Consider the following 253-nt stretch of genomic DNA (forward strand, 5'->3'; position numbering starts at 1 on the left):
TCCCGGCTATCAGGGCAACACTGCCGGGAGCGAGGGGCCATCACGTAAGGCTGACAGGAAGGTGTCAGCGTCAAGGGTCCAATAGGAGATAAGCGTGCCATCAACGAAAATTACCGGGACATGATCGCCCCAGCGGGAGCGAAAGTCCTCATTGGCATCGACGTCAACGATCATCGGTTCAGGCACGAGATCGCGATGTTCCTGTCTCAAACGTGCAACGAGGCCGATGACCTCATCGCACAAATGACAGGCC

The 253-nt window shown here is 56.9% G+C and carries 1 protein-coding gene; it reads right to left on the reverse strand.

Annotated elements, in window-relative coordinates:
- Positions 1 to 9 precede the first annotated feature (9 nt).
- A partial coding sequence (locus tag ACPYOI_RS36570) for a glutaredoxin family protein (RefSeq protein ID WP_481424243.1) occupies positions 10 to 253 on the reverse strand: 244 nt, incomplete at its 5' end.

It is taken from the genome of Rhizobium sp. SVR5-2C (assembly GCF_056755115.1).